The following is a 368-nucleotide window of genomic DNA, read 5'->3' on the forward strand; positions in this document are numbered from 1 at the left end:
GGCCACCGTCTGGCGGATCCTGCACCGCGCCGGTGTCGATCCCACGCCCCGGCGGGCCGATGCCTCCTGGCGCACGTTCCTACACGCCCAGGCCTCCGGCATCCTCGCCTGCGATTCCTTCACCGTGGACACCGTATTCCTACAACGGATCTACGTGTTCTTCGTCGTCGAGCACGCCACCCGCCGAGTCCACCTCCTCGGGGTCACCAAGCATCCAACCGCGGCCTGGGTCACCCAACGTGCACGGAACCTACTGATGGACCTCGACGAACGTGGCCACCGGTTCCAGTTCCCCCTCCGTGACCGCGACACCAAGTTCACGGCTTCCTTCGACGCCGTCTTCACCGGAGCCGGCATCGACGTGGTAC

General features: G+C 66.3%; 1 pseudogene. It reads left to right on the forward strand.

Annotation, left to right across the window (positions count from 1 at the left end):
- Positions 1–368 (forward strand): annotated as a pseudogene (locus FMEAI12_RS36000) (integrase); the annotation flags it as partial.

The sequence above is a fragment of the Parafrankia sp. Ea1.12 genome, from assembly GCF_900465275.1.
In the GTDB taxonomy this organism is placed as follows: Bacteria; Actinomycetota; Actinomycetes; order Frankiales; family Frankiaceae; genus Parafrankia; species Parafrankia soli.